Below are 19,097 nucleotides of genomic sequence, written 5' to 3' on the forward strand. Positions count from 1 at the left end.
AAATGTAGACCACCTCACTACTTGTGATGGTGGTCTTTTTCCTAAGAAGGAGAGAGAATACTTTGATTTATTTGGATAATAGCGCAACAACAAAAGTATTACCGGAAATAATGGATACTTTTGTCGCTGTGAACGAAACATATTGGGCAAATCCATCCTCTATACATGAATTTGGTCATAAAACGAACCAGTTATTACAATCAGCGCGAGAACAAATAGCAGAAATTCTGCACACTGCTAGTGCTAAAATATACTTTACGTCTGGTGGTACGGAGTCCAATAATTTAGCGATATTTGGACTTGCAAACAAATATAAATTTAGAGGAAAGCACGTACTTATTTCTCAAATTGAACACCCTTCTATTATAGAAGCGGCTAAACAACTGGTTGTTATGGGCTTTGAGGTGGAATGGATTCCGGTCGATGCTAGCGGAATAATAGATTTAAATGAGTTTTCCAAACTGATTCGCGCAGAAACGATGCTAGTGAGTGTTATGCATGTTAACAATGAAACGGGTGCTGTGCAGCCACTTAAAGCATTGAGCACAATTGTGAGAAGAGAAAGTAAGGCAGTCATTCATGTCGATGCAGTACAAAGCTTTGGTAAATTATCGATAGACTTTAAACGGTATGATATAGATGCAATAACTATTTCATCTCATAAAATTCACGGTATAAAAGGCTCCGGTTTACTTGCACTTTCAAAAACAAGAGAGATAGAGCCTATATTGTTCGGCGGAGGACAAGAATCGGGTATTAGAAGTGGCACAACTCCAGTTCCATTGGCAGTAAGCACAGCAAAGGCAATGAGAATTGCTAGTACTGGCTTGGAGAAAAATTCAACACACATGAAAAATCTAACTGACGAGCTTGTTCAGTTTCTCCATGGCTTCGAACGCATTAAAATGATTTCTCCAGAGAATCGTGCTCCCCATATCGTTACTTTTTCTGTGCGAAAAATCAAGGGAGAGGTTATAATCAATGCATTACAAAAAAAAGATGTCATTGTCTCTACTAGTAGTGCTTGTTCTTCTAGACAAACAAAAACAAGCCACGTGTTAAAGGCGATGCATATATCAGATGACTATATAAAGGGTGTTATCCGTTTAAGTATCAGTCCTCTAACGACCGAGGAAGAAATAGAGACATTTAAAAAAATATTCACCGAAGTGATGAATGTTATAAAAGGAGATTAAATGCAATGAAATGGGAGAAAATTTTAGTTAGGTACGGAGAACTTTCAACTAAGGGTAAGAACAGAAAACAGTTTATTAATCATTTACGAAATAATATTAAGTTTTCCTTTGTGGACTTACCAAATATAAAGGTACATGCTGAGCGAGATCGCATGTTTTTAACTTCTACGGATGATGAAGAAATTCAAGAGCTAATCAAACGTTTACCTAAAATTTTTGGTATTCAATCGTTTAGTCCGGTTGCTTCCTGTTCACAAGATATAGAAGATATTAAAAAAACAGCATTAGAGATCATGGAAAGTCTTGAGACGGAAGATAAAACATTCCGAGTTACAGTAAAACGTACTGACAAGCGCTTTCCAATGGATACGTATGAGCTACAAACTACTATCGCTAGCCATGTGTTAAGACAATATCCAGCCTTAAAGGTTCAAATGAAAAAGCCTGAAATCGATTTACGTATTGAAGTCTTGACCGATGCTGTATATATGATGGCTCAAGTAATTCCCGGAGCAGGTGGAATGCCATTAGGATCTAATGGTCGTTCCTTACTGATGCTTTCAGGTGGAATTGATAGTCCTGTGGCTGGTTATATGCTAATGAAGCGTGGCGTAAGATTAGATGCGATTCATTTTCATAGTCCGCCATTTACAAGCGAACGATCAAAAGAAAAGGTAATGGATCTTGCCAATCAGTTAAGCCATTTTGGAGCAACTGTGCGTCTTCATGTCATACCTTTCACTGATATACAACAAAGTATTCAGGCTCAAATTCCCGAAAATGTTTCCATGACTACGACTAGAAGAATTATGATGAAAATTGCAGATCTAGTTCGCGAAGAAATTGGAGCACTAGGAATTGTGACTGGTGAAAGCTTAGGCCAAGTAGCTAGCCAAACGCTTGAAAGCCTAACAGCTATAAATGCAGTGACATCTACACCTATTTTTAGACCATTAATATCAATGGATAAACTAGATATTATAGATATTGCCCGGGAAATCGGGACTTATGACACATCAATTCTTCCATATGAGGATTGCTGTACTATTTTCACTCCTTCTTGTCCAAAGACTAAACCGAAGCTAGAGAAAGTGGAATACTATGAAAGCTTCAAGGATTTTGATGAATTGATAAAAGAAGCAGTTGAAAATAGAGAGACGATTTCATTCCCAAAGAAAAAAGAAAATGTCTTTGAAGATCTATTGTAAAAAATAACAAAATATACCTCATATCTTGTGTACATAAAAAGAATGAAATCGACCATTCTAATTTCACAAGGAGGTGATTACAATGTCTTCAAACAACAACAGCAACCAACTTTTAGTTCCTGGTGTAAAGCAAGCTCTTGATCAAATGAAATATGAAATCGCTCAAGAATTTGGTGTGAATTTAGGAGCAGACGCATCAGCGCGTGCCAACGGATCCGTAGGCGGAGAAATTACTAAGCGTTTAGTGCAAAGAGCTCAACAACAAATGAACGGTTCAAACAGCTAATCATATAAAAAAGAAGTCGGCAGGAAACTGCCGGCTTTTTCCTATTTTATGCATCATTTTTCGTGGTACATATATTACAAAATTTCTAAAAATTAAATTTATTATATAAAAAAGTAAAAAAATCCCCTATACTTTAAATTAGAACAAGAAGGGGGAAATGATTCATGAACAAAATGGATTTAATCGCACCATCACACTATAACCTAGTAAGCGAGTTCGAAAAGTATAGTACCGATGAAAGTAGGTTAGCTCTTATTTGGGAATCTGATAAAGGGGAAAAGAAACAAATCACCTATAAAAATTTACTCCTCCGAGCAAATAAAATTGCCAATTTATTTACAAGCAAAGGTCTTAAAAAAGGCGATGTCGTTCTTATTATGGTTCCTAGACTGATCGAAGCATATGAAGTATATATTGCAGCGCTAAAAGCAGGATTAGTTGTAATCCCAAGCTCCGAGATGCTTAGAGCTAAGGATATTGAATATCGATTAACCCATAGTGAAGCAAAAGCAATCATAGCTTTTGAACCGTTCCTATCCCAATACGACGATGTAAGCAATTTAGAGAACAAACTACTATTTGTCATTGGACAAAGTCAAAATCAATGGATATCTCTTACAGATGAAATGGAAAAGGAAAGCGAGGATTTTTCTACAATTGAAACCTTAAAAGATGACATGGCTTTCTTATCTTATACAAGTGGAACAACCGGTAATCCTAAAGGTGTTGTACATACACACGGTTGGGCTTTTGCGCACCTACGGACATCAGCTCCCAACTGGTTAGGGATTGAAGATGGTGACGTTGTATGGGCTACAGCAAGTCCAGGCTGGCAGAAATGGATCTGGAGTCCTTTCTTAGCTACGCTTGGAAGCGGTGCAACCGGATACGTTTATAACGGCAAATTCGATGCAAAAGTATATCTTCGTAATATCCAAGAACAACAGGTAAATGTTCTATGTTGCACGCCTACGGAATATCGAATCATGGCAAAGGTAGATGGGTTAGCTGATTATAATTTATCTAGTCTCCATAGTGCTGTTTCTGCTGGTGAGCCATTGAATAGAGAGGTTATAGAAACGTTTGGAAAATTATTTGACCTAGAAGTGAGAGACGGATATGGCCAAACCGAAAATACATTGCTAGTCGGTACGATGAAAGGGATGGAGGCTAAGCCAGGCTCTATGGGTAAACCTACTCCTGGTAACAAAGTAGAAATCATCAACGACCAAGGAGAGCCATGTGACGTAGAAGAAGTAGGAGACATTGCTGTTCATGTAGAAACTCCTGCATTGTTTAAGGAATATTTAAAAGATCCGGAAAGAACCTCCATGCAGTTTAGAGGAGATTATTATATTACCGGAGACAGAGCTAGGAAGGACAAAGACGGCTATTTCTGGTTTGAAGGTAGAGGTGACGATATAATCATTAGCTCTGGATATACCATTGGACCGTTCGAGGTTGAGGACGCTTTAACAAAGCATCCACTAGTACAAGAATGTGCAGTCATCGGTAGCCCAGATGAAATAAGAGGGACTATTGTTAAGGCTTATGTGGTGCTAAGAGATCCTTCCCTACAAGTAACGGATGAGCTAGTAAAAGAGCTTCAAGACCACGTGAAAGCGCTAACTGCACCTTACAAGTACCCTAGAGAAATAGAATTTATATCTGAGCTTCCAAAGACAACCTCTGGGAAAATTAGAAGAATTGAGCTTAGACAAAAGGAATTGTTAAAGACTAAATAGAGGTTTGACTATTAATGAAGGAAAATTTAATAGAAAAAATAAAAAGCCTCGAAATTTTACGACCTGGTAAATTTTTCGGGGCTTCTATTTAAATTCCGGTAGTTGTTTTCCGCTCCAGCGGACGCTTTCCGGGGGCACGGCTTCAATCTCCTCGTCGCTTTGCTCCTGCGGGGCTTTCAGCTCGCGCTGTTCCCCCAGGAGTCGCCGCCTCCTCTCCAAACAACTAGAATGGGGAGGTCTCTTACAAGAGATAAGCTAGCTTTAAAAAGCAGTGAATACGTGAAATCAAGTTTATTGATTTCACGTTTTTAATTTATTACCTAGTTATGCCCTAGCTACTTTTTAAAATTTTCACCATTCATATTATTGCTTGGAGTATTAAAGTAAATGGGCTTGAAAATAGAGTTTATTGTTTATTTACAACTTCCATGAATATCAATCTGGAAGGCTAAAAATATTCAGTTAAAATTATTTGAGCTGAAAAAAAGGGGTGTAGAAGAATGAAAGTAGAGTATTTTATAGGAATTGTCCCTCCAGAAGAATATATAAATCGGATTAAGCAGTTTCAACGTAAATGGATGAACAAATTAGGTGTTGAACCTCATATAACTTTGAAAGCACAAGGAGGATTAACTCCAGATAAGAAGTGGATAGACAAAGTACAGAGAGTATGTGACAATTTCAAGCCTTTTCAAGTTTCAATAAATAAACCAAAGTATTTTGGAGATAACATTTTATATTTGAGCATAAACTCAAGTAATTTACACGATTTACATCAAAAAATAGTACAAGAAATTTCACCCTCAGAATACTTAATAAAAAAGTACTTTGAACTTAATGCATTTGTTCCACACTTAACATTGGGGAAAGAATACTTCGATGGAAGCATATCTACTGGACTGTCAAAAAAAGAATTAAAAGAAATGGAACAATTAGCAAATATAGAATTGACGCCTTATCCTAATTTTGAAGTGAAATTTATAAGAATTTATGAACTAAATATTGAAGAGCAAAGATATGAAAAATATTTAGATGTTCCTTTAAGCAAGGGATCTTAAATCTGAGGTCTGTGAATTATACCTTCAAATACTTCTCCAGACATTTACTTTAGTAAGATAAAGTAATATAATGATTTTATTATTTCGAGTGTCAAAGTATGTAAAGAAGGTGTCATTTTGAACGCAGAAGAAAAGCAAGGAATTATTGTAGTTGTGTTGGCATATGCTTGGTGGGGGTTCATGCCTATCTATTGGAAGCTCCTCGATCATGTTGCTAGCGGTGAAATATTATCTGGACGAGTAATCTGGTCATTTGTCTTTACGCTAATGTTAGTACTAATAGGTCGAAAATTTTCTGTTTTAAGAGAAGACCTAAAAAATTTATGGAAGGACAAAAAGTCATTTTGGAGTCTTGTTTTAGCCTCTTATTTAGTGACAGGTAACTGGTTTTTATACATATTTGCAGTAAATGAAGGTTATATCGTACAAGCAAGCCTCGGCTATTATATCAACCCATTACTATCAGTTCTACTTGGCATAATCTTTTTAAAGGAAAAGCTTTCTTTGGCGCAAAAGATTTCTGTTCTAATAGCTGCTACAGGGGTAGTCTTACTAACAATCTCCTACGGAGTGGTTCCTTGGATTGCCATGTTATTAGCAAGCACCTTTGCATTTTATGGGTTGATCAAGAAAAGAATCACAATCGATCCTTTAAGAGGGCTGACAATTGAGACACTATTTGTGCTCCCTGTTGCATTAGCTTACTTTAGCTACCTTGTTGTATCAGATCAAGCAGTATTTTTCTCAAGTAATATCTCGACAACCATACTCCTTGTACTTACTGGAGTCGCTACTGCCGTACCGCTTGTGCTTTTTGCAAAGGGAACAAAAACGATGCCTCTATATATGTCAGGTTTTATTCAATATATAGCACCAACACTAATGTTATTAATAGGTATCTTTGTTTACGGTGAGAAATTTAGCAAAATAGAATTTATTTCATTTTCATTCATATGGGCTGCTCTATTACTTTTTACTTTTTCAAAAATAATCGAATTAAGAAGAAAGAAAATGTTAATAGTATAAGTAAGAATTATAGGAACGAACGTTTTACCTTATCCCAATAGCTATTATTTTTTAGTTTAACCGTCTTTACTACCTTATCACTTAAGGAAAGGGCCACAGTATCTACATGCTGAATACTTAGCGCCTCGTTATCAGTACTCATGGATGGATAATCATTCCAATCCTGTTGAAGGCGAAGTTCAAGTGTTCGATCGCTGCTTAATATAAAGGGAGACCCAAGAGTTCGGTATTCGTTGCTATTCATAGAGGCAATCTCTGCAACTTGGATGCAGCGTAAGAGTGGATCTACGACAGCTCCGTTTAATGACTTATTATAGGCGGAGCTTCCAGTCGGCGTGGAAATAACCATTCCATCCCCACGAAAGGTTTCAAAATGCTTGTGATCAATAAAAATATCTAAAACAAAAGATTTAATGATATTGGAACGAATGGTAAACTCATTAAGACAATAGAATTTTGGGTTGCTATTAACAGATACCTCTAAAACAGGGTATTTACGTACAACAATCTTATCTTTTAATACCGCTTCAGCCATTTTCTCTATGTCATCAACGAAAAAATCACAGTACATATTTAAAGAGTCAGTAGTCGAGATACCCGCGTACAACGTATCTTGTCTAAATCCAGTTTTTCTTACCGCCTGTAAAAAGGTCGCGTCGGATCCGATACTAACGATAATAGAAGCCTCTTCAAAATTTTCCACTGCTACAAACCCATGCTGATGAATAACTTTTTGTATCGATTCTTTACGTTTTAGAGAGTGTGCGTCATTCTTTGTGTATAGGTAGATATTATTTCTTGAAGTCATAAGCATGCTCCTTTTTATAGGGCTTAGACTGCGAAGCACAGAATCTATTAAGTTTACATGTACTTTTAGTCTATGTATTATTATTTTATCATTTAGTGAAACATTTAGACATTTATAACGTATGTAAGAAGGAAAGAAAAAGGAGGAAATTAGTAAATATGAATATGAAACGTTGGTTGGCCATTGTAGGAGCTGCAATTTTGTTAGCCATATCCTTGGTTGTTAATACTGCTTCATCCATATTCTCAACAGATTGGTCTACATTCATGGAAGATGTAAGCTCTACAGCTAATACAGAGTTCTATGAAACAGTCCTACAGCCAGGAAGTATGAATAAACGAGTGGCTGTACTTACAGTAGATGGTACCATTCAAGATACTGGTGGGACTACTAGCTTGTTTGGAACAGAAGGATATAATCATCAATTTTTCCTTCAACAATTAGATCAAGTAAGAAATGACGACTCTGTTAAGGCAGTCGTTCTTCAAGTAAACTCCCCTGGTGGAGGGGTAGTGGAATCAGCACAGATCTATAAGGAAATAGTAGAAATTCAAGAAGAGACCGGTAAACCATTTTATGTTTCGATGGGAAGCATGGCAGCTTCAGGAGGATATTACATATCTGCACCAGCCGATAAAATCTTTGTTAACAAAGAAACACTGACAGGTTCTATTGGGGTTATTATGCAAAGCATAAACTATGGAGGCCTTGCTGAAAAGTACGGCGTGGAATTTGTGACGATCAAATCAGGACCATATAAAGACATTATGAGTCCAACGAGAGACATGACAGAAGAAGAGCGAGCAATGCTACAAGATATGCTAAATGATTCTTATGAGGACTTTGTTGATATTATTGAACAAGGAAGAAATATGACAGAGGCTGAAGTTAAGAAAGTAGCAGATGGAAGAATATTAAACGGAAGACAGGCCGTGGAGTCGGGTCTTGCGGATGAGCTTGGTTTCTTAGAAGATGCTGTAGCGTCCATTCAAACTGACTATGACCTAGAAGGCGCAGAAGTATTTGAGTATGGTTTTTCTCCTAGCTTCTCTTCATTATTTGCGATGAAGGCACAATCATTTTTTGGAGTAGACATTGAATCTAAACTGATTGCTAAGCTAATTGCAGATAATTCTGCACCAAAAATGATGTACCTTTATGGAAATGAATAAGGAGGGAATACAATGAGTGAGTTAGAACCAAATAACCATGAGCTTGTAAAAGAAAGCCCGCCTGTTCGTCAAACAATGGCCGTTTCGAAAACGGAAAGCTATGTACAAAAGGCTGCTGGCTTTTGGATACGCTTTTGGGCTTATATAGTAGATTTGCTCGTGCTATCTTCTGTGGGCATGCTGTTAATCAAACCAGTTTTCCGCTTGTTCTCATTGGATGTAAGCAGTTCAAGCTGGTATGCACCGATATCACTTGTAACAGCAATTCTTTTCTATTTGTACTTTGTTCTTATGACGAAGTTCTTTTCACAAACAGTGGGTAAAATGATTTTTGGCATTCGTGTTGTATCTAAAGGAGAAGGAAAGCTAACATGGGGTACGGTTTTATTCAGAGAATGGGTAGGACGTCTAATATCAGTCATACCATTTAACCTTCCTTATGTAGTTGCGGCCTTTACACCACAAAAGCAAGCAATCCATGATTTTATCGCAGATACACTCGTCATACACGAATCTTCCTATGACAAAAAGGAAATTGTAGAATATAAGCGCACTCCTGTTGCAAATGAGTTGCAAGAGACAAACGAATTCTAGTAAGATGAGAGTATCGAAAAGGAGGCTACATAATTATGACACAAGTAACATTTAAAAATAATCCTGTAACATTATTAGGCAAAGAGGTAGAGGTTGGGGAAAAAGCTCCAAACTTTACAGTATTGGCAAATAACCTATCGCCGGTTACTCTTGAGGATTCAGCTGGAAAAACTCGCCTGATTAGTGTAGTACCTTCCCTTGACACTGGTGTTTGTTCAGCACAAACTAATAAGTTTAACGAAAGTGCTGCAAGTCTTGGTGATGATGTTGTTATTTTAACAATCTCTGTTGACCTACCTTTTGCACAATCTCGTTGGTGTGGAGCAAATGCAGCAGATTCTATTCAGACATTATCTGATCACCGTGACCTTTCTTTCGGGAAAGCATTCGGAATAGTAATGGAAGAGTTACGCTTACTTGCTCGCTCGGTATTTGTAGTAGATAAGAATGGTGTAGTAACTTACAAGGAAATCGTAAGTGAAGGTACTAACCATCCTGACTACGAAAAAGCGCTTGAGGCTGTTAAAGCAGCTCAATAACTAACACTATAAAAAATAAGTAAACCCACTCTATTTCGAGTGGGTTTTCATTTGAGGGATCAGTATGCAAACAAATGTAGAAAAAATCTTTTCATTTATCGATCAAGAAGCCACATATATAGAAGAGCAGGAATCTGCTCCTTATTTAGAAGGAATCGTCTATGCACTTGAGCTATGGCTTGAAAATAAAAAAGCTCCTGACCTTGTGAATCCTAAAAAAGAAGAGATTCGTAAAGCTATCCAGCTAGCTATTTTAAAAGGGATGAGCAAGTCAACTCAAGCAAATCACCAAATGACACCGGACGCAATTGGCTTACTATTAAGCTACTTCGTAAAAGAAATGAACAAGGAGAAAAAGGAGCTGTCCTTTTTAGATCCAGCATTAGGCACTGGAAACCTTCTATTCACCTTAATGAACGTCATTCCGAATACTTCCCATGCGTTTGGAGTGGAGATAGATGAGTTACTTATTCAGCTTGCTGCACAGGTTGGGGAACTACTGGAGCAGGACATCCAGTTATTTAGACAGGATGCAATTCGTCCACTAATGATTGATCCCGTCGATATAGTTGTAAGTGACTTGCCAGTAGGATATTATCCAGACGAAGAGGCCTCGAAGGAATATTTCCTTCATAGCAAGAAGGAAATGCCTTATGCCCATCATTTGTTCATGGAACAAGCGATGAAGCATGTAAAGCCGGGAGGGTATCTATATTTTCTAGTCCCAGCTACGATCTTCGAATCAAAGCAAGCACCACAGCTGCATAAATTTATAAAAGAAAATGGCTGGATACAAGCAGTCATTCAACTTCCAGACTCTATCTTTAAGAACAAAGCGCAAGAAAAGAGTCTCCTTATTTTACAAAAGAAAAGCGAAGACTTAAAGGCTCCACGAGAGGTCTTGCTTGCGAAGGTACCAAGTATGACAAATCGAGAAGCAATGGAGCTATTCTTCAAAAAAATCGACATATGGCAAGAAGAAAATAATAGGTAAAATTTGCCCGCCCCTTTTATGCAAGGTACAATTATTGTATCAGTATAAAGAAGGGGCGTTTTCTTATGCCAAATATTTTAGCAGTTAATGCAGGTAGTTCTTCTTTAAAATTTCAGTTGTACTCAATGCCCGAAGAGAGAGTAATAGCAAAAGGATTAATCGAAAGGATAGGGTTATCAAATCCTGTGTTTACGATGAACTTTGACGATGAACGTATCCACTTAATAGAGCAAGTAGATAATCACGAACAGGCGGTTAAATTGCTCATTAAAATGCTGATTGATCGCAAAGTAATTCAATCGTTAGAAGATATACAAGGAATTGGCCACCGTGTCGTACATGGAGGAGAAACATACAATGACTCCATTTTAATAAACGAGGACGTAATCAAAAATATTGAAAGATTAGCAGAGTTTGCTCCGCTTCATAACCCGGCAAACGTTACAGGAATAAGAGAATTTCAAAAAGTTTTGCCCAATATACCAGCTGTCGCTGTGTTTGATACTGCTTTCCATCAAACGATGCCTGAAAGTTCTTATTTATACTCGATTCCGTATGACTATTACGAAAAGTATAGTATTCGAAAATATGGTTTTCACGGAACCTCTCATAAATATGTCGCTCACCGAGCAGCTGAATTATTAAATAGGCCACTAGAAATAACTCGCCTAATCTCCTGTCATCTCGGAAATGGGGCAAGCATCGCTGCTATTCACAAAGGAAAATCTATCGACACCTCCATGGGCTTCACTCCACTTGCAGGAGTAACAATGGGCACAAGATCAGGAAACATTGACCCGGCTCTGATACCCTACTTAATGGAAAAGACGGGAAAAAGCGCAGAAGGCATCCTAGATATACTAAACAAGAAATCAGGAATGCTCGGAGTTTCTGGATTTTCCAGTGATCTACGAGATATCGTAACAGAAGCAACCAAAGGTAATGACCGTGCCCAACTAGCACTAGACGTCTTTGCCAACCGAATACACAAATACATCGGATCCTACGCTGCCCGTATGAATGGAGTAGACGCCATCATCTTCACAGCAGGCATAGGTGAAAACAGCGAGGTTATCCGCGAAAAAGTACTCTCTGGCCTCCAATTCATGGGCGTCTACATGGACCCAGACCTAAACAAGCTGCACGGTAAAGAAGGCTTCATCAACTACCCACACTCACCCGTAAAAGTCATCGTCATCCCAACGAATGAGGAGATTATGATAGCAAGTGATGTGATGCGGGTGGCGGGGATGTAGTTAATATTATTTCTTCTTTAACACACCGTTTTTAACAAGGTTGTTTAAAGCACCAATGTTTTTAAATCTAAAATAAACACTTAATCTACTTAAATCTTCATTCGTTAAAGAGGAATAATCAATCATTAACTCATACTCCTGATCTAATTTTTGGATCATTGTTTTAGCATATTGTATTTGTTTTTTAGTTAATGGTTTTTCTTTTTTTAAATGTTCTTCAGCGATTTTTTCTTTATAATTTTCATCTATTTCTTTCTTGTTATTAATAGTGTAGTTAATTTCATCCGTATATTTACCTGACTTAATCCAATTCATATCTTCTCTGTTCAGGCTAAACCATTCTCCTTCTAATCGTTTAGAAGCAAAATGCTTATGAAACGCCACCTCTGTCTGGTGGTGATTTCCAGTCTTAATCAAGTAGATAAGTTTGTTCTCAAATGGAAGCTTAATGTTAAAAAGATTCATTCGTTTTTCGATGTGTTTTGTTTTTCCAATTTTAAAAGTGCCATTCATATATTCTTGGACGAAGTACACATACCCCGGAGCATTACCGTCTGGAAAAGGAGATTTAAGTATTGTTTCTAATTCTTCCTGATTTGTTTCAAAAAGATATATTTTTTGAGGTTGCGCAAAAGATAATTCATTTGTTGCCTCTTTAGTGATAGAGTTTTTCATAAATATTCGGTCCACAAGCTGTTTAATCAAAAAAACTCACGTCTCTTTCTAATTGATTTCTATAAAATATAGTATTATTTTCCATTATAGTATAATAAAACTCATATTTATAGTTAAATAGTGATGAATGGCATTGTTCTTACTTGATTTAAAGCATTAGCTAGGAGGTTTTAAGAAGGGATAACCAATTGTTGATTGTAGCGGCAGGCGGCGACTCCAGTGGGATGAGTGAGACAGATAAGACATCACAACCACGCGCGTTAGCGATGGGTGATGGCTTATCGCTCACCCCGTGGAAAGCGTCCGTCTAAAACGGAAATCAACTCTACTTACTTTTTAATATTGCCTCCACTTCTCCTATCTACTTACCACAAAATTTAATACTCATCCAAAACAAAAAAAGAGAACCATGGCATAAGCCATGATTCTCTAAATTTAATATACTATATTAAGCTTCTAGTACTTCATCAGTGCGTACTACTAATACATCACAAGTAGAAGAACGTACAATATATTCAGACACACTACCAATTAAAAATCTTTCCATTGCATTTAGACCAGTTGCTCCACAAATGATTAAATCTGCTTCTACCTTATTAGCTAAATCCTTCGAAATCATTGTCTTAGGTGAGCCATACTCAACAATAATATTTACATTTGCCACGCCTGCAGCAAGAGCTTCTTTTTTATATCCACCAAGTAAATCTTCTGCAAATTTTTGAGCTCTTTCCGCAATAGATCGATCATACGCCTCAATAGCTGCAAAAGAACGAGTATCAATGATATTAACAAGATTTAAAGTTGCGTTATTTCTTTCAGCAATAGAAACAGACTTTTTAAAAGCAAATTCTGCTTCCTTTGAACCGTCTACTGCTACTAAGATTTGATTGTATTTTAATGTCATTCTAAATCCCTCCTGGGTTTGTTATACTATTATATTTCTATACTTAATCTCTAATTCCTGCTATCTTTTAATAGTTATTTAGTCTAATTTGTGAACAAAGGCTAATTATAAGGACGAATTGATGAGCAATTTAGAATTATTAATGCTAAAATATACTTGTTTCACTAATCTATTTAATCTTGTTAAAGGGGATATAGACATGCGTATAGGAGTTCCAAAGGAAATTAAAAATAATGAAAACCGTGTCGCAATGACACCAGCGGGAGTTGTAAGCTTAACTCTACATAATCATCAAGTGTTTATTGAAACAGGAGCAGGATTAGGTTCTAGCTTTACCGATGAAGATTATATTGCAGCAGGAGCAACGATTGTTCAAACTGCTCACGAAGCATGGAATCAAGAAATGGTAATGAAAGTAAAAGAACCAACACATCAGGAATTTGACTTAATTCAAGAAGGAACGGTCCTGTTCACTTATCTACATTTAGCACCTGAAGAAGCATTAACAAAAGTGTTATTAGAGAAGAAAGTGACAGCGATTGCTTATGAAACAGTTCAATTACCAAACAATTCTTTACCTCTTCTTTCACCAATGAGTGAGGTTGCAGGTCGTATGGCTACCCAAATTGGCGCTCAATTCCTAGAGCAAATCCATGGAGGTAAAGGAATTTTACTTGGTGGAGTTCCAGGGGTTCCACGTGCTAATGTAGCAATTATTGGTGGTGGGATCGCAGGCACAAATGCTGCAAAAATGGCGATAGGAATGGGTGCGAAAGTAACTATCATCGACTTAAACGTCGATCGTCTACGTCAATTAGAAGATATTTTTGGAAGCAATGTTCAAACTCTAATCTCTAACCCTTACAATATTGGAGAAGCGGTGAAGGAAGCAGACTTAGTAATAGGTGCTGTATTAATACCTGGTGCCAAAGCTCCTAAGCTGGTATCAGAGGATATGATTAAATCAATGACTCCAGGCTCAGTTGTAATCGATATTGCCATTGACCAAGGGGGAATCTTTGAAACTTCTGACAGAATAACAACGCATGATAACCCTACCTATGAAAAGCACGGCGTAGTACATTATGCAGTTGCGAATATGCCAGGAGCTGTTCCAAGAACATCTACGATGGCATTGACGAACGCAACAGTACCTTATGCAGTGCAAATTGCAAACAAAGGGTACAAGCAAGCATGTCTGGATAATTTAGCTCTTCAAAAAGGGATTAATACATTAGGCGGTCATGTTACATTTGCAGCAGTTGCAGAAGCACAAGGCTTACCATATACAGATGTAACAACTCTTTTAAAATAACATTACTCAATCACCCAGCTCTAAAGAGTTTGGGTGATTTCTAAATTTCTAGACAGTGAGGTGTAATAGTGAATTATCTATACGTTGGCCTCGCAGGTGGACTAGGTGCAATATGTCGATATGTGATTGGATCTTATATATATCCTTCATCTTCTTTCCCTTTTTCCACTTTATTTGTAAATTTAATTGGGTGTTTTGCTCTTGCTTTTATTTTGTCTCGTACAGAGAGATTTTCCTACAAATTACGCCTCGCCTTAGGCACCGGGTTCCTCGGTTCTTTTACTACCTTTTCAGCCTTTAGTGTGGAAACTATACTTTTAGTAGAACAATCCGAATATGCTTTGGCACTGATTTATCTAATATGCAGTATAATTGGCGGCATGATTAGTAGTAATCTTGGATGGAAAAAAGAGGTGGAAGTATGAATCTAATTTCTTTAATAGCAGTAGGAGGAGCGGGATTCCTTGGTGCAATACTGAGATTTTATACTGCTGAAAAACTAAATAAGCATAGCCAGTTTCCTTATGGAACGCTATTTGTGAATTTAATAGGATCTTTTCTACTTGGGTTACTGTGTGGGGTGAACGTGGAAGGAATTTATTATCTGCTCATTGGTATTGGGCTATTAGGAGCACTGACAACCTTTTCAACGTTGAACGTTGAATTGATAAAACTAAAGGAAAAACGAAAACAATACCTTTTTTATTTTATTTCTACTTATGTAGGTGGGTTGTTCGTAGCTTTTATAGGTTACTTTTTTGGAACTATATTTTAGCTCTCTAATTTTTGGGGTTGCCTGTATTGATTGGAGCGGCAGACGGCGACTCCAGCGGGAGGAGGGAGACAGATAAGACCTCACAGCCACGCGCGTAAGCGATGGGTTAGGGCTTATCGCTCCACCCGCGGAAAGCGTCCGTCTAAAGCGGAAATCAACTCTACTCACTCACTAATCTGTTATGAAATGAAAAAAGTCTAACCCCTAAAGGATTAGACTTTTAAACATTTTAAAGTATTTGCAGCTCTTTCGGGAATTTAGTTAACACTTCAACTCCGTCAGCAGTAACCACTACATCATCCTCAATACGTACGCCCGTAATATCTGGGTGGTAAATACCAGGCTCGATCGTAAATACCATTCCTTCTTCTAATACCATTTCATTAACACCTGTAATCGAAGGGAATTCATGAACTGAAATTCCTAAGCCATGACCAAGGCGATGCGTAAAGTATTCACCATAGCCAGCCTCCGTAATAACATCACGAGCCGTTTTGTCTAATTCCATAGCAGTGACACCTGGCTTCACTGCATTTACAGCTGCCATTTCTGCTTTAAGTACCGTTTCGTATACTTCTCTTTTTTCAGGAGAAGGTTCGCCGAAAGCTACCGTACGAGTTATATCAGAACAATAGCCGTTATACACTACACCAAGATCAAACAGGATGAAATCACCCTTTTGAATTTTGCGATCGCCTGGAGTTCCGTGAGGAGAAGCAGTCTTCGGTCCACTTAATACCATCGTATCAAATGACATTTGAGCTGCGCCTTTTTCTTTCACGGCTAACTCGATAGCATTTAATATTTCTAGCTCCGTTTTACCTTCAGCAATCTCTTTACAACCGACTTCAATCGCATAATCTGCTAGCTCTGCTGCTTTACGCATATTAGCTAATTCTGCCTCGGATTTTATAACACGTAGCTCATTAATCTTTTCATCTAAACGATTAATTTGAAGGGAAGAAAATCTTTTCGTTATAGCTTCTAATCTTTCAACCGTCATATGAGATTTTTCAATTGCTAGGCTCTGTATGGATTGTCCGCTGTCTTTTACTGCTGACGCTAATACGTCCCATGCATTGTCTGTGTCCTGATGACCGATAATAGTACCTGACCAACCAGCTGCCTTGGCATCCGGCATCTCCATTTTAGGACAAATGATAAACGGGGGAGCATCTTTGAAAATCATCACTCCAAGTAAACGTTCGTGCGGATTGCTTTTAAATCCGGTAAAATAGAAGACGTTATCAGGAGTAGTTACGAAAGCAGCGTCTATGCTGTTAATTTGTAGGTATGACTGAATTTTTTTTATAGATTCCAAGTAAAGCACCTCTTTTTTATTTATATTATAAGGATAGCAGAATAAAGGAATTCTTGCATTAGCGTTGAATGAACAATAAGTAGATTTAAAATAATTTTTAAGGAGAGATGTCAAAATGAAAATTAGCTATCATGGACACTCAGTAGTAAAAATTCAAACAAATTCTCACACTATTTTAATTGACCCTTTTATAACGGGGAATGAAAAAACAGACTTGAACGCAGCTGAACAACAAGTGGATGCTATTCTTTTAACACATGGCCATGATGACCATGTTGGAGATACAGTGGAGATTGCTAAAAAATGCAATGCCATTGTCGTAGCACCTTTTGAGCTTGCTAATTATATACAATCTAAAGGGGTAGAAGTGCATCCGATGGGTATCGGAGGCGAGCGTGAATTTGAGTTTGGTAAAGTGAAATTTACACAAGCTTTTCATAGCTCTTCTACTACAAATGAGGAAGGTCAGGTCATTTATTTAGGGATGCCTACTGGTATTCTCTTCAGTGCAGAGGGAACTACCCTATACCATGCTGGGGACACTGGTTTATTTGGTGATATGAAGCTTATAGGTGATCGACACGATATTGATGTTGCTTTCCTTCCTATAGGTAGCAATTTCACAATGGGACCAGAGGATGCTGCCTATGCTACAGAATTACTTCAGCCTAAAATTGTAGTTCCTATTCACTACAATACTTTTCCACCTATCAAACAAGATCCGAAGTACTTTGAAAGCTTAGTTAAAAAGGCAGAGGTACAAATACTTTCAGCTGGAGAATTTGTTGCACTCTCCTAGGATAAGAAAATTATTAAAATGTGTTACAATAAGCGTATAACTAACGTTTGGATGTGACTACATGACAACAAAACATGAGCAGATTTTGGCTTACATTGAAAACCTTCCCGTTGGTGATAAAATATCGGTTAGGCAAATTGCAAAAGATTTATCGGTAAGTGAAGGAACAGCTTATAGAGCCATTAAGGAAGCAGAAAATAGAAGAATAGTTAGTACTATTGAACGAGTGGGTACGATTCGAATAGAGCTTAAGAAAAAAGAGCACTTCGAACGTCTTACATTTGCAGAGGTAGTTAATATAGTAGATGGACAAGTACTTGGTGGTAAAGCTGGGTTATACAAGACATTGAACAAATTCGTTATTGGTGCCATGCAGCTGGATGATATGATGCGCTACGTAGAGCCAAGCAATCTATTGATCGTTGGTAATCGTTTGAAGGTTCATGAGACTGCTTTAAAGGCTGGAGCTGCAGTATTAATCACGGGTGGCTTTGATGTTTTGGAGAACACTAAAAAATTAGCGGATGAGCTAGAACTTCCGGTTATATCCACGAGCTATGATACCTTTACAGTTGCCACGATGATTAATCGAGCGATTGACGACCAGCTTATTAAGAAAGACGTTTTACTAATTGAGGATATATATGTACCACTAGAAGAGACGTCTTATTTATACGCAACAGACCTTGTAAAACAATACAGAGATTTAAATAATATGACCTCTCATGGGGGATTCCCTGTAGTAGATCGATCCAATAAGCTCGTTGGAATAGTGACGGCTCGTGATGTCATCGGAAGAAATAGCAATGAGATGATTGAAAAGGTTATGACGAAGAATCCTATTGCTATTACGATGAAAACGAGCGTTGCTTCTGCTAGCCATCGTATGATTTGGGAAGGAATAGACCTTCTTCCTGTTGTAAAAGAGAGCAATTATTTAGAAGGTGTCATCAGTAGGCAGGATGTATTAAAGGCCTTGCAGGCTGCTTCTCGACAGCCTCAAAACGGTGAAACGATTGATGATATAGTAAAGCAGCAGATTAAAGTAGTTTCATCTGAGGAGTTCATGTTTGAATTTGTCGTGACTCCACAAATGACGGACCATTACGGGGCGATGTCTTATGGGGCCTTTGCGATCCTTTTAACGGAAACAGGAGCACAAGCGTTAAAAATTAAAAAGCGTGGTGAATCTGTCGTTGAAAACATGACGATTTATTTCACTAAGCCTATTCAATTAGAAAGTATCCTGCGCATCCAAGTGAGGGTATTAGAAATGAGTAGGAAAGTAGCGAAGATGGATATTGAGGTTTTCCACGATAAACAATTAGTTGGTAAGGCTATGGTCACTTATCAATTATTAGAAAGATAATGACTAGAAAAGCGCAAGCGCCTATGTCTGCCCCGACAGGCAAATGGAGAAAAGCGA

General features: G+C 37.7%; 20 protein-coding genes. 16 read left to right on the plus strand and 4 right to left on the minus strand.

Annotated elements, in window-relative coordinates; genetic code table 11:
* The first annotated feature begins 62 nt into the window (after positions 1 to 62).
* From Q0371_RS16925 to rarD, 6 genes are all read left to right on the plus strand, one after another.
* Positions 63 to 1,196 (plus strand): cysteine desulfurase family protein, encoded by a 1,134-nt coding sequence (locus Q0371_RS16925; RefSeq protein WP_298473271.1) that lies wholly within the window; start codon positions 63 to 65, stop codon positions 1,194 to 1,196.
* A 5-nt stretch (positions 1,197 to 1,201) separates the two neighbouring features.
* Positions 1,202 to 2,404, plus strand: coding sequence for a tRNA uracil 4-sulfurtransferase ThiI (gene thiI / locus Q0371_RS16930; protein ID WP_251557217.1), 1,203 nt, complete (start codon positions 1,202 to 1,204; stop codon positions 2,402 to 2,404).
* Between the two features lie 82 nt (positions 2,405 to 2,486).
* Entirely contained in the window at positions 2,487 to 2,690 is a 204-nt protein-coding gene (locus tag Q0371_RS16935) for an alpha/beta-type small acid-soluble spore protein (RefSeq protein ID WP_251557218.1), read from the plus strand.
* Between the two features lie 164 nt (positions 2,691 to 2,854).
* Positions 2,855 to 4,435 (plus strand): acyl--CoA ligase, encoded by a 1,581-nt coding sequence (locus Q0371_RS16940; protein WP_298473275.1) that lies wholly within the window; start codon positions 2,855 to 2,857, stop codon positions 4,433 to 4,435.
* A gap of 500 nt (positions 4,436 to 4,935) precedes the next feature.
* Positions 4,936 to 5,493 carry a 2'-5' RNA ligase family protein gene (locus Q0371_RS16945; protein ID WP_298473277.1) on the plus strand — a complete coding sequence of 186 codons (558 nt, stop codon included), beginning with the start codon at positions 4,936 to 4,938 and terminating at the stop codon, positions 5,491 to 5,493.
* Positions 5,494 to 5,610: 117 nt separating this feature from the next.
* Positions 5,611 to 6,519, plus strand: a complete 909-nt coding sequence (rarD, locus tag Q0371_RS16950; RefSeq protein WP_298473279.1) for an EamA family transporter RarD — start codon at positions 5,611 to 5,613, stop codon at positions 6,517 to 6,519.
* Positions 6,520 to 6,526: 7 nt separating this feature from the next.
* Here rarD and Q0371_RS16955 read toward each other — a convergent pair whose 3' ends face one another.
* A complete protein-coding gene (locus Q0371_RS16955; protein WP_169360935.1) occupies positions 6,527 to 7,327 on the minus strand; it encodes an NAD kinase in 801 nt (266 codons plus the stop codon).
* A 158-nt stretch (positions 7,328 to 7,485) separates the two neighbouring features.
* On the opposite strand from Q0371_RS16955, the gene sppA reads away from it, so the two are divergent.
* The 5 genes from sppA (at position 7,486) to Q0371_RS16980 (ending at position 11,882) form a co-directional block, all read left to right on the plus strand.
* Positions 7,486 to 8,499, plus strand: coding sequence for a signal peptide peptidase SppA (gene sppA / locus Q0371_RS16960; protein ID WP_169360936.1), 1,014 nt, complete (start codon positions 7,486 to 7,488; stop codon positions 8,497 to 8,499).
* 12 nt (positions 8,500 to 8,511) lie between these two features.
* A complete protein-coding gene (locus Q0371_RS16965; protein WP_298473283.1) occupies positions 8,512 to 9,093 on the plus strand; it encodes an RDD family protein in 582 nt (193 codons plus the stop codon).
* 35 nt (positions 9,094 to 9,128) lie between these two features.
* Positions 9,129 to 9,632 carry a thiol peroxidase gene (tpx, locus tag Q0371_RS16970; protein WP_169360937.1) on the plus strand — a complete coding sequence of 168 codons (504 nt, stop codon included), beginning with the start codon at positions 9,129 to 9,131 and terminating at the stop codon, positions 9,630 to 9,632.
* Between the two features lie 64 nt (positions 9,633 to 9,696).
* Positions 9,697 to 10,626 carry a class I SAM-dependent methyltransferase gene (locus Q0371_RS16975; protein ID WP_298473285.1) on the plus strand — a complete coding sequence of 310 codons (930 nt, stop codon included), beginning with the start codon at positions 9,697 to 9,699 and terminating at the stop codon, positions 10,624 to 10,626.
* Positions 10,627 to 10,691: 65 nt separating this feature from the next.
* The gene (locus Q0371_RS16980) at positions 10,692 to 11,882 is read left to right on the plus strand and encodes an acetate kinase (protein WP_298473287.1); all 1,191 of its coding nucleotides are present in this window, start codon (positions 10,692 to 10,694) and stop codon (positions 11,880 to 11,882) included.
* Between the two features lie 6 nt (positions 11,883 to 11,888).
* Here Q0371_RS16980 and Q0371_RS16985 read toward each other — a convergent pair whose 3' ends face one another.
* Both Q0371_RS16985 and Q0371_RS16990 read right to left on the minus strand, forming a co-directional pair.
* Positions 11,889 to 12,557 (minus strand): GIY-YIG nuclease family protein, encoded by a 669-nt coding sequence (locus Q0371_RS16985; RefSeq protein ID WP_298473289.1) that lies wholly within the window; start codon positions 12,555 to 12,557, stop codon positions 11,889 to 11,891.
* Positions 12,558 to 13,005: 448 nt separating this feature from the next.
* Entirely contained in the window at positions 13,006 to 13,461 is a 456-nt protein-coding gene (locus tag Q0371_RS16990; RefSeq protein WP_298473291.1) for a universal stress protein, read from the minus strand.
* A 199-nt stretch (positions 13,462 to 13,660) separates the two neighbouring features.
* On the opposite strand from Q0371_RS16990, the gene ald reads away from it, so the two are divergent.
* The 3 genes from ald (at position 13,661) to Q0371_RS17005 (ending at position 15,551) form a co-directional block, all read left to right on the plus strand.
* On the plus strand, positions 13,661 to 14,776 hold the full coding sequence (ald, locus tag Q0371_RS16995; protein WP_298473293.1) for an alanine dehydrogenase: 1,116 nt from the start codon (positions 13,661 to 13,663) through the stop codon (positions 14,774 to 14,776).
* 68 nt (positions 14,777 to 14,844) lie between these two features.
* A complete protein-coding gene (gene crcB, locus Q0371_RS17000; protein ID WP_298473295.1) occupies positions 14,845 to 15,201 on the plus strand; it encodes a fluoride efflux transporter CrcB in 357 nt (118 codons plus the stop codon).
* Complete coding sequence (locus Q0371_RS17005) at positions 15,198 to 15,551, plus strand: CrcB family protein (protein WP_298473298.1); 354 nt, start codon at positions 15,198 to 15,200, stop codon at positions 15,549 to 15,551. Before crcB ends, Q0371_RS17005 begins: the two co-directional genes overlap by 4 nt.
* Before the next feature lie 229 nt (positions 15,552 to 15,780).
* On the opposite strand, the gene Q0371_RS17010 is transcribed toward Q0371_RS17005, so the two are convergent.
* Complete coding sequence (locus Q0371_RS17010; protein ID WP_169360950.1) at positions 15,781 to 16,872, minus strand: Xaa-Pro peptidase family protein; 1,092 nt, start codon at positions 16,870 to 16,872, stop codon at positions 15,781 to 15,783.
* Between the two features lie 115 nt (positions 16,873 to 16,987).
* Between Q0371_RS17010 and Q0371_RS17015 the strand changes: the two genes are divergently transcribed.
* Both Q0371_RS17015 and Q0371_RS17020 read left to right on the plus strand, forming a co-directional pair.
* Positions 16,988 to 17,671 (plus strand): metal-dependent hydrolase, encoded by a 684-nt coding sequence (locus Q0371_RS17015; RefSeq protein ID WP_298473301.1) that lies wholly within the window; start codon positions 16,988 to 16,990, stop codon positions 17,669 to 17,671.
* 61 nt (positions 17,672 to 17,732) lie between these two features.
* The gene (locus Q0371_RS17020; RefSeq protein ID WP_169360952.1) at positions 17,733 to 19,040 is read left to right on the plus strand and encodes a DRTGG domain-containing protein; all 1,308 of its coding nucleotides are present in this window, start codon (positions 17,733 to 17,735) and stop codon (positions 19,038 to 19,040) included.
* Positions 19,041 to 19,097: the final 57 nt, after the last annotated feature.

Source organism: uncultured Psychrobacillus sp. (assembly GCF_938022135.1).
Lineage (GTDB): Bacteria > Bacillota > Bacilli > Bacillales_A > Planococcaceae > Psychrobacillus.

Excerpts from the sequence above, each read along its gene's own strand:
- Q0371_RS16945 (WP_298473277.1), top strand. The coding sequence starts at position 4,936 with ATGAAAGTAGAGTATTTTATAGGAATTGTCCCTCCAGAAGAATATATA.
- Q0371_RS16980 (WP_298473287.1), top strand. The coding sequence starts at position 10,692 with ATGCCAAATATTTTAGCAGTTAATGCAGGTAGTTCTTCTTTAAAATTT.
- Q0371_RS17005 (WP_298473298.1), top strand. The coding sequence starts at position 15,198 with ATGAATCTAATTTCTTTAATAGCAGTAGGAGGAGCGGGATTCCTTGGT.
- Q0371_RS16935 (WP_251557218.1), top strand. The coding sequence starts at position 2,487 with ATGTCTTCAAACAACAACAGCAACCAACTTTTAGTTCCTGGTGTAAAG.
- Q0371_RS16985 (WP_298473289.1), bottom strand. The coding sequence starts at position 12,557 with ATGAAAAACTCTATCACTAAAGAGGCAACAAATGAATTATCTTTTGCG.
- Q0371_RS17015 (WP_298473301.1), top strand. The coding sequence starts at position 16,988 with ATGAAAATTAGCTATCATGGACACTCAGTAGTAAAAATTCAAACAAAT.
- Q0371_RS16990 (WP_298473291.1), bottom strand. The coding sequence starts at position 13,461 with ATGACATTAAAATACAATCAAATCTTAGTAGCAGTAGACGGTTCAAAG.
- ald (WP_298473293.1), top strand. The coding sequence starts at position 13,661 with ATGCGTATAGGAGTTCCAAAGGAAATTAAAAATAATGAAAACCGTGTC.
- Q0371_RS16965 (WP_298473283.1), top strand. The coding sequence starts at position 8,512 with ATGAGTGAGTTAGAACCAAATAACCATGAGCTTGTAAAAGAAAGCCCG.
- Q0371_RS16955 (WP_169360935.1), bottom strand. The coding sequence starts at position 7,327 with ATGACTTCAAGAAATAATATCTACCTATACACAAAGAATGACGCACAC.
- thiI (WP_251557217.1), top strand. The coding sequence starts at position 1,202 with ATGAAATGGGAGAAAATTTTAGTTAGGTACGGAGAACTTTCAACTAAG.
- sppA (WP_169360936.1), top strand. The coding sequence starts at position 7,486 with ATGAATATGAAACGTTGGTTGGCCATTGTAGGAGCTGCAATTTTGTTA.
- Q0371_RS16975 (WP_298473285.1), top strand. The coding sequence starts at position 9,697 with ATGCAAACAAATGTAGAAAAAATCTTTTCATTTATCGATCAAGAAGCC.
- tpx (WP_169360937.1), top strand. The coding sequence starts at position 9,129 with ATGACACAAGTAACATTTAAAAATAATCCTGTAACATTATTAGGCAAA.
- Q0371_RS17020 (WP_169360952.1), top strand. The coding sequence starts at position 17,733 with ATGACAACAAAACATGAGCAGATTTTGGCTTACATTGAAAACCTTCCC.
- Q0371_RS16940 (WP_298473275.1), top strand. The coding sequence starts at position 2,855 with ATGAACAAAATGGATTTAATCGCACCATCACACTATAACCTAGTAAGC.